Genomic DNA, 412 nt, shown 5'->3' with positions numbered 1-412 from the left:
CTGTTGTGGGGGATAACTAGTCGAAAGATTAGCTAATACCGCATACGACCTGAGGGTGAAAGCGGGGGACCGAAAGGCCTCGCGCAATAGGAGCGGCCGATGTCTGATTAGCTAGTTGGTGGGGTAAARGCTCACCAAGGCGACGATCAGTAGCTGGTCTGAGAGGACGATCAGCCACACTGGGACTGAGACACGGCCCAGACTCCTACGGGAGGCAGCAGTGGGGAATTTTGGACAATGGGGGCAACCCTGATCCAGCAATGCCGCGTGTGTGAAGAAGGCCTTCGGGTTGTAAAGCACTTTTGTCCGGAAAGAAATGGCTCTGGTTAATACCCGGGGTCGATGACGGTACCGKAAGAATAAGCACCGGCTAACTACGTGCCAGCAGCCGCGGTAATACGTAGGGTGCGAG

At 55.6% G+C, this 412-nt stretch carries 1 rRNA gene; it reads left to right on the top strand.

Features of this window, described 5'->3' with window-relative positions:
* Positions 1-412 (top strand): 16S ribosomal RNA (locus AC1DCP_RS26570); the annotation flags it as partial.

This window comes from Agrobacterium sp. 10T429 (genome assembly GCF_056393925.1).
This window is presented reverse-complemented; position numbering and strand designations above follow the sequence as displayed.